Source organism: Streptomyces sp. NPDC038200 (assembly GCF_055600785.1).
Genome location: NZ_JBVJYH010000048.1, coordinates 1 through 9447, shown reverse-complemented (window position 1 = coordinate 9447; position 9447 = coordinate 1). Strand labels below are relative to the sequence as shown.

General features: G+C 74.4%; 1 protein-coding gene. It reads right to left on the bottom strand.

What is annotated here, in order from left to right; genetic code table 11:
- The coding region (locus tag ACZ7KF_RS41375; protein WP_471087834.1) for an SDR family NAD(P)-dependent oxidoreductase at nucleotides 1-9447 on the bottom strand (9447 nt) is incomplete at both ends.

Below are 9447 nucleotides of genomic sequence, written 5' to 3'. Positions count from 1 at the left end.
AACGACACCTCACCATCGGCGACGAACGAGCCCAACCGAGACGCCTGACCCGCCAGAGCACCAGCACTACGCGCCGAGACGACCAACGGCACCACCCCACCGTCCGGCACCACCGGCACCACCGACACCTCAGCCGACTCCTCCGGAGCCTGCTCCAGGATCACGTGCGCGTTGGTACCGCTCAGCCCGAAGGAGGAGACGCCGGCCCTGCGGGGGCGGCCGGTCTCGGGCCAGTCGCGTGCTTCGGTGAGCAGCTCCACCGCCCCGGCGGTCCAGTCCACCTGGGAGGACGGCGCGTCCACGTGCAGCGTGGGCGGCAGTACGCCGTGCTGCATGGCCTCCACCATCTTGATCACACCGGCCACGCCGGAAGCGGCCTGGGTGTGGCCGATGTTGGACTTCAACGAGCCCAGCCACAGCGGCCGTTCGGCGTCCCGGTCCTTGCCGTAGGTGGCGAGGAGGGCCTGGGCCTCGATCGGGTCGCCGAGGACCGTGCCGGTACCGTGGCCCTCCACCGCGTCCACGTCGACGGGCTTCAGACCGGCGTTCGCGAGGGCCTTGCGGATCACCCGCTGCTGCGAGGGGCCGTTCGGGGCCGTCAGACCGTTCGAGGCGCCGTCCTGGTTGACCGCGCTGCCCCGCACCACCGCCAGCACCCGGTGGCCCTTGCGCCGGGCCTCCGAGAGACGCTCCAGGACGACGACGCCCGCGCCCTCGGCCCAGCCCGTGCCGTCGGCCGAGTCCGCGTACGACTTGCAGCGCCCGTCCGATGCCAGCCCCCGCTGCCGCGAGAACTGGACGAAGGCGCCGGGGCTGGACATGACGGCCGCGCCGCTGGCGAGGGCGAGGGAGCACTCGCCGCTCCGCAGCGCCTGCGCGGCCAGGTGCATGGCCACCAGGGACGAGGAGCAGGCCGTGTCGACGGTGACCGCCGGGCCCTCGAAGCCGAACACGTACGACACCCGGCCCGAGGCCACGCTGCTGCCGGCGCCGGTGGTGACGAATCCTTCCAGTTCGGCGGGGATCTCGCCGCCGGAGCCGTAGCCCTGGCCCATCAGGCCGGAGAACACGCCGACGTCCGTGCCCTTGAGCGCGAGGGGATCGATGCCCGCCCGCTCCAGTGCCTCCCAGGAGGTCTCCAGCAGCAGCCGCTGCTGGGGGTCCATCGCCAGCGCCTCGCGCGGCGAGATGCCCCAGAAGCCCGCGTCGAACAGGCCCGCCTCGTGCAGGAAGCCGCCCTGGTCGACGTACGACGTGCCCGCCTTGTCGGGGTCGGAGTCGAACAGGCCCTCCAGGTCCCAGCCTCGGTCGTCGGGGAAGCCCGACATCGCGTCCCGGCCCTGGAACACCAGCTGCCACAGCTCTTCCGGGCTGTTCACGCCACCCGGCAGCCGGCACGCCATGCCGACGATCGCGATCGGCTCGTCCGGATCGGCGAGCGTGACCGCCGGGGCGGGTGCCGGGGTGATCGTCGCGGCCGTCTCCCCCAGTTCGCCGTGCAGATGGCGGGCCAGGGCGAGCGGGGTCGGGTGGTCGAAGACGACGGTGGCGGGAAGTTTGAGGCCGGTCGCCTCGCGGAGGCGGTTGCGCAGCTCGACCGAGGTCAGCGAGTCGAACCCGGAATCCCGGAACGCGGTCTCCTGCTTGACGCCCTCGGGGCCGGCGTGGCCGAGCACGGTCGCCGCGTGCTTGCGGACCACGTCCAGCAGCAGCGCCTCCTGCTCCGCCGTGTCCAGGCCGGCCAGCCGGTGGGCGAGTTCGCCGGTGGCGTCGGTGGCCGTGGCTGCCCGTGCGACCTGCCGTGCCACCTTGACCAGGCCCCGCAGCAGGGGCTGGACTCCGCGCCCCGCCGTGGCGTCGGCGCGCATCGCCCGCAGGTCCAGCTTGATCGGGACGAGCAGGGGGTCGCCGGTGCGCAGGGCCGCGTCGAAGAGGTCCAGGCCCTCGTCGGAGCCGATGGTCTGGCTGCGGCTGCGGCTCACCCGGGACTGGTCGGTGGTGTCCAGGTGGGCGGTCATCCCGGTGGCCTGCTCCCACAGACCCCACGCCAGCGACACGCCCGGCAGCCCTGCGGACCTGCGGCGCTGCACGACCGCGTCCAGATAGGCGTTCGCCGCGGCATAGTTGGCCTGGCCTGCCGAGCCGAACACCCCGGCGGCCGAGGAGAACACCACGAAGGCGCCCAGTTCGGGGGTGAGTTCACGGGTCAGCTCGTCCAGGTGCGTCACGGCGGGCACCTTCGGCGCGAACACCCCGGCGAGCCGCTCGGGCGTCAGCGCGCCGATCACTCCGTCGTCCAGGACACCGGCCGTGTGCACCACACCCGACAGCGGGCGCTCCGCCGCCACCGAGCCCAGCAACTCCGCCACTGCGGCCCGGTCGGAGACGTCACAGGACACGAGGGACACCGACTCGGCGCCCAGCTCGGACAGTTCGGTCGCCAGCGCCGCGGCCCCCTCGGCCTCCGCACCCCGTCGGCCGGCCAGGACCAGGTGCCGTACCCCGTGCCGCCGCACCAGATGTCGCGCCACCAGTGTGCCCAGCACACCGGTACCGCCCGTGATCAGCACCGACCCGGCCGGGTCGAAGTGCGTGCCCGCAGTGCCGTCCTGGACGGCGGGTGCGGTCGCGCGGGCGATCCTCGGTGCGAACAGCCGGGTGCCGCGGGCGGCGAGCTGGGGTTCGCCGGTGGCCAGGACGGGGGCGAGCAGCGGCTCGACGTCGACACCGACGGGGGTGTCCGTGTCGAGCAGGACGATCCGGTCGGGGTTCTCCGCCTGGGCGACCCGGATCAGACCCCAGACGGCCGCAGCCGCCGGATCGGTCACCGTCTCCTCGGCGTCGGCGGGCACGGCGCCCCGGGTGACGACGACCAGCTGGGCCGCCTCCAGGCCGGGACTGGCCAGCCAGGCTTGGACGATCTCCAGCACGCGGCTGGTCAGGGCCAGCGCCGCGGTGTCGTCCGTGCCGCCCGCCACTTCGGTGCGGCCGGCCTCCAGGACGACGACCGGGGGCACGCCGGTGCCGTCGGTCAGCGCGGCCACATGGGCCTGCTCGGTGATCGGCACCCAGGCGGGCGGCAGGTCCGTGCCCGGTTCCGTGCTGCCGGGAAGTTCCGTCCACTCGACGCGGAACAGGGAGTGCCGGCTGTCGTCGGCCGCCGCGCCCAGCTGGTCGGTGGACACGGTCCGGGAGACCAGCGATCGCAGGGTGAGCACCGGGGCGCCGGTCTCGTCCGCCGCTTCCAGGGACAGGGCGTCGGGCGCGGACCCGCTCAGGCGCACGCGCAGTGCCGAGGCGCCGGACGCGTGCAGGCGCAGCCCGTTCCAGCCGAACGGGAGGTGGACGCCGTCGCCGTCGGTCCGGTTCTCGCCCTCGGGGTCGGCGAGCGCCACCTCCAGCATCGCGGGGTGCAGCGCGGCGTCGAGCAGGGCCGGGTGGATGCCGAACCGTGCGGCGCCGGCCCGCTGGTCCTCGGGGAGGGCGACCTCGGCGAAGAGGTCGTCACCGCGCCGCCACAGGGCCCGTACGCCCTGGAAGACCGGCCCGTAGCCGTAACCGGCCGCGGCCAGCAGTTCGTAGCCGCCGGAGACGTCCACCTGCCGTGCGCCGGTGGGCGGCCACACGGCCAGGTCGGCGACCGGCTGGGGCGCGTCGGCCGGGGCCGGCGCGGTGAGGGTACCGGTGGCGTGCCGGGTCCAGGCGTCGACGCCGACGTCGCCGGTGGCGTCCTCGGGGGCCGAGTACACGGCGACCGTACGGGAGCCGGTCTCCTCCGGGCCGCCGACGGCGACCTGGACGCGCACCCCGCCTTGCTCCGGCAGCACCAGCGGAGACTCGATGACCAGTTCTTCCAGGACTCCGCAGCCCACTTCGTCACCGGCCCGCACGGCCAGCTCCACCAGGCCGGTGCCGGGCACGAGTACCGCCCCGCCGACCGCGTGGTCCGCCAGCCAGGGGTGGGAGCGCAGGGAGAGCCGGGAGGTGCACAGCACCCCGCCCGTCTCCGGTACTTCGACCACCGCGCCGAGCAGCGGGTGGTCGGCAGTGGCCTGTCCGAGCGAGGCCGCGTCGGCCGCGGGCGCCGTCGTCAGCCAGTAGTGGCGGTGCTCGAAGGCGTACGTGGGAAGCTCCACCTGTGCGGCATCGGCGCCCTCGGGCAGGACGCCCGTCCAGTCGACGGTGACGCCCCGGACGAACACCTCCGCCATGGAGGTCAGCAGCCGCCGCAGCCCGCCCTCCTCACGACGCAGCGAGCCACCGACGACCGCCTCGGACTCCGCCTCGTCCACGATCTCGTTGATCGGCTGGACGAGCACCGGATGCGCACTGGACTCGATGAAGACCGTGTGCCCCTCGGCCAGAAGGGCGGCGACGGCCGGGCCGAAACGGACCTGACCGCGCAGGTTGCGGTACCAGTAGCCGCCGTCGAGCACGCCCGCCTCACGGACCCATTCGCTGGTGACCGTGGAGAAGAACGGCACCACCGGAGCCTGGCTGCGGATGTCCGCGAACTCGTGCGCCAACGCCCCCTCGATCGCCTCGACATGGCGGGTGTGGGAGGCGTAGTCCACCGCGACCCGACGCACCCGTACACCGTCGGCCTCCAGCGCCGCCAACGCCTCGTCCAACGCCTCCGCATCACCCGCGACCACGACCGACGACGGCCCGTTGACCGCGGCGACCTCGACGCGCCCCTCCCAGACGGCGATCCGCTCGGCCGCCTCGGCCTCGGACAACGCCACCGACGCCATACCACCCCGGTCCGCCAGCTCACCGGCGATCACCTGGCTGCGGACGGCCACGATCCGCGCCGCGTCCTCCAGGGACAGCGCCCCGGCCACACACGCGGCCGCGATCTCGCCCTGCGAGTGGCCGACCACCGCGTCCGGTACGACGCCCACGGACGCCCAGAGAGCGGCCACGCCGATCATCACCGCGAAGCTCGCCGGCTGCACCACGTCGACCCGGCCCATCAGGTCGGCGTCACCACGCAGGACGGCCTTCAGGTCCCACTCCACCCACGGCTCCAGAGCCCGGGCGCACTCCTCGATCCGCTCCGCGAACACCGGCGAGGACTCCAGCAACTCCCGGCCCATCCCCAGCCACTGCGAACCCTGACCGGGGAACACCAGCACCGTCCGCCCGGACGCACCCGAGGCACCGCTCACCAGACCGGCGGCCGACTCACCCCGGGCCAGCGCGGCCAGCCCCGCCACCGCCTCGTCCCGCGAGCCGGCGAGAACCACGGCCCGCTCCGCGAACACCGCCCGACGACCCGACAACGCCCCCGCGACCTCCCCGAGCGACACCTCCGTGTCACCCACGAACGCCGCCAACCGCTCCGCCTGACCCGCCAGCGAACCCACCGACGCCGCCGACACCACCAACGGCACGGGACCGCCGACCGGGGCCACCGGTTCCGCGGCGGGCTCCTCGGGGGCCTGTTCGAAGATCAGGTGGGCGTTGGTGCCGCTCAGTCCGAAGGAGGAGACGCCGACCCGGCGCGGGCGGCCGGTCTCGGGCCACTGGCGGGCCTCCGTGAGGAGTTCGACGGCGCCGACCGACCAGTCCACCTGCGGGGTGGGCTCCTCCACGTGCAGGGTCGGGGGCAGGACGCCGTGCCGCAGCGCCTCCACCATCTTGATCACACCGGCGACACCGGCGGCGGCCTGCGTGTGCCCGATGTTGGACTTCACCGAGCCGAGCCACAGGGGCGCCTCGCGGTCGCGTCCGTACGTCGCCAGGAGGGCCTGCGCCTCGATCGGGTCGCCCAGGGCCGTACCCGTGCCGTGCGCCTCCACCGCGTCCACGTCCGACGCGGCCAGCCCCGCCACCGCCAGCGCCCGGCGGATCACCCGCTGCTGCGAGGGGCCGTTGGGAGCCGTGAGACCGTTGGACGCGCCGTCCTGGTTGATCGCGCTGCCGCGCAGCACGGCGAGGACCCGATGGCCCTTGCGGCGTGCCTCCGACAGGCGCTCCAGAACGACCACGCCGACGCCCTCGGCCCAGCCGGTGCCGTCCGCGGTCGAGGAGAATGCCTTGCAGCGGCCGTCGGGCGCGAGGGCCCGCTGCCGGGAGAACTCCACGAAGGTGCCCGGGGTGGCCATGATGGTCGCGCCGCCGGCGAGGGCGAGGGAGCACTCCCCCTGCCGCAGGGCCTGCGCCGCGAGGTGCATGGCCACCAGGGAGGAGGAGCAGGCGGTGTCGATGGTCACCGCGGGGCCCTCGAAGCCGAAGACGTACGACACCCGGCCCGAGGCCACGCTCACCGCCGAGCCGGTGGCCGTGAAGCCGCCCAGCTCCGGCGGGATGTCGCCGCCGATGCCGTAGCCCTGGGTCATCACGCCGGAGAAGACGCCGACGTCCGTGCCCTTCAGCGCGGAGGGGTTCACACCGGCCCGCTCCAGTGCCTCCCAGGAGGTTTCGAGGAGCAGCCGCTGCTGGGGGTCCATCGCCAGCGCCTCGCGCGGCGAGATGCCGAAGAAGCCCGCGTCGAACTGGCCCGCCTCGTGCAGGAAGCCGCCCTGGTCGACGTACGAGGTGCCGATGTTCTCGGGGTCGGTGTCGAACAGGTCGTCCACGTCCCAGCCTCGGTCGGCGGGGAATCCGGAGATGGCGTCGCGTCCCTGGACCACCAACTGCCACAGTTCCTCGGGGCTGTTGACGCCGCCGGGCAGCCGGCAGGCCATGCCGACGACCGCGATCGGCTCGTCCGGGTCGGCCACGACGACCGTGGGGGCCGCCGCGCCGGTGACGCTGCCGCTCAGCCCGTCCAGCTCGTCGCGGAGGAAGCGGGCGAGCGCGAGCGGGGTCGGGTAGTCGTAGACGAGGGTCGCGGGGAGACCGAGCCGGGTGGCCTCGCGGAGCCGGTTGCGCAGCTGGACGGCGGTGAGGGAGTCGAACCCGGCGTCCTTGAACGCCTTTTCCGCCCTGACCTTCTCGGGACCGGAGTGACCGAGCACGGTCGCGACGTGGGTGCGGACCAGGTCCAGGAGCAGGGCCTCCTGCTCGGCCGGGGTGAGTCCCGCGAGCCGGCCGGCCAGGCCGCTGCCGCGTCCGGCGGCGATGCGGGCGGCGGCGCGCCTGCTGTGCGGTATCAGCGTGCGCAGCAGCGACGGTATGTCGCCACCGGCCGCGGCCTCGGCGCGTATGGCCCGCAGGTCGAGTTTGATCGGGACGAGGAGGGCCTCACCGGTCCGCAGGGCCGCGTCGAAGAGGTCCAGGCCCTCCTCGGCGGCGATCGCCTGGAATCCGCCGCGGTTCATGCGGGCCTGATCGACGTCGTTCAGGTGCGCGGTCATGCCGGTGGCCTGCTCCCACAGACCCCACGCCAGGGACACGCCAGGCAGCCCGGCGGCACGCCGGCGCTGCATCACGGCGTCCAGGTAGGCGTTCGCCGCCGCGTAGTTGCCCTGTCCCGCCGAGCCGAACACTCCGGCGGCCGACGAGAACACCACGAACGCGTCGAGGTCCGGCGCCAGTTCACGGGTCAGCTCGTCCAGGTGCGCGACCGCGCCGGCCTTGGGCGCGAACACCCCGGCGAGCCGGTCGGGCGTCAGCGCGCCGATCACTCCGTCGTCCAGGACACCGGCCGTGTGCACCACACCCGACAGCGGGCGCTCCGCCGTCACCGAGTCCAGCAACTCCGCGACCGCGGCCCGCTCCGACACGTCGCAGGCCGTGACGGAGACCGACTCGGCGCCCAGCTCCGACAGCTCGGCCACCAGTTCCGCGGCGCCCTCCGCGGCCGGGCCGCGCCGGCTGACCAGCACCAGGTGCCGTACCCCGTGCCGCCCCACCAGGTGTCGCGCGATCAGCGCGCCGAGGGCGCCGGTACCACCCGTGACCAGTACCGACCCCGACGGGTCGAAGGCCGGCGAAGTGTCGGTCGGCGCGGGTCGGGCGGGGCGGGTGAGACGCGGCGCCGACAGGGTGGCGCCGCGGGCGGCCAGTTGGGGTTCGCCGGTGGTGAGGGCGGCGGCGAGCAGACGGCCGAAGGTGTCGTCGTCGTGCGGCTCGTCCGTGTCGAGCAGGACGATCCGGTCGGGATTCTCCGCCTGGGCGACCCGGACGAGGCCCCAGACGGCAGCGGCCGCCGGGTCCGTCACGGCCGCTTCCCCGCCCGCGGGCACGGCGCCCCGCGTGCGGACGACGAGCCGCGTTCCTTCGAGCGCGGGCTCCGTCAGCCAGGTCTGGACGACGTCCAGTGCCCTGCCGGTCAGGGTGAGCGCCGCCGTCTCGTCGGCGCCGTCCCCGAAGCAGTCGAGCACGGCGGCGGCCGGCTGCTCCGACGCGGCCGCCAGGGCCGTCACCGCGGCCGGATCGGACAGCGCGACCCACTCCGGTACGGCCACGGCCGACCGGGGCGTGGGCAGCTCCGTCCACTCCACGTGGAACAGCGCGTCGCCCGCGCCCGGCGCGGTGTCCGTGGCCGCCAGACGGTCAGCGGAGACCGGCCGCAGGGTCACGGCGTCCGCCGTCAGGACCGGGCCGCCCGCCTCGTCGGCGGCTTCCACCGACAGGACGCCGGGGGTGGACCGTACGAGCCGGGCGCGCAGCACCGTGGCGCCCGTGGCGTGCAGGACGACCCGGTTCCACTCCAGCGGCTGCCACACCTCGGCACCGTCACCGGCGACGGCCTCCCGGACGGCGGGGTGCAGGACGGCGTCCAGCAGCGCCGGGTGGACACCGTACCGGTCGGCCTCGGCCTGGTCCTCCTCCGCCAGCGCGGCCTCGGCGAACAGTTCGTCCCCGCGCCGCCACAGCCCGCGCAGGCCCTGGAAGAGAGGGCCATAGGAGTGGCCGTGGGCGATCAGTTCGGCGTACAGGTCGTCCGTCTCCACCCGCTGTGCGCCGGCCGGCGGCCACGCGGTGAAGTCGAAGGCGCCGGTCGCGGCCTCGCCGGTCGCCGGCGCGAGTATTCCGGTGGCGTGCCGGGTCCAGGTGACCGGGCCGGCCGCCGCGTCGGAGTCGTCGGCAGCCGCGTACATCTCCACACTGCGGGCGCCGGTCTCGTCCGGCCCGCCGACGGTGATCTGCACGCGCACGGCACCCTGCTCGGGCACGACCAGCGGGGCCTCGACGACGAGTTCGTCCAGCACTCCGCAGCCGACCTCGTCACCGGCCCGGACCGCCAGCTCGACGAGCCCGGCACCGGGTACGACGACCGCTCCGCCCACCGCGTGGTCGGCCAGCCAGGGGTGCGTGCGCAGGGAGAGCCGGGAGGTGAAGACCAGCCCGTCCGACTGCGGCAACGGCACCACCGCACCCAGCATCGGATGCCCGGCACCGGCCAGCCCCAGGGCCGCCGCGTCGATGACCGACTCCGACATCCGCAGCCAGTAGTGCTGGTGGTCGAAGGCGTACGTCGGCAGGTCCACGTGGGTCTCGGTGGCACCCTCGGGGAGGACCGCCGCCCAGTCCACCTTCGCACCACGCACGAAC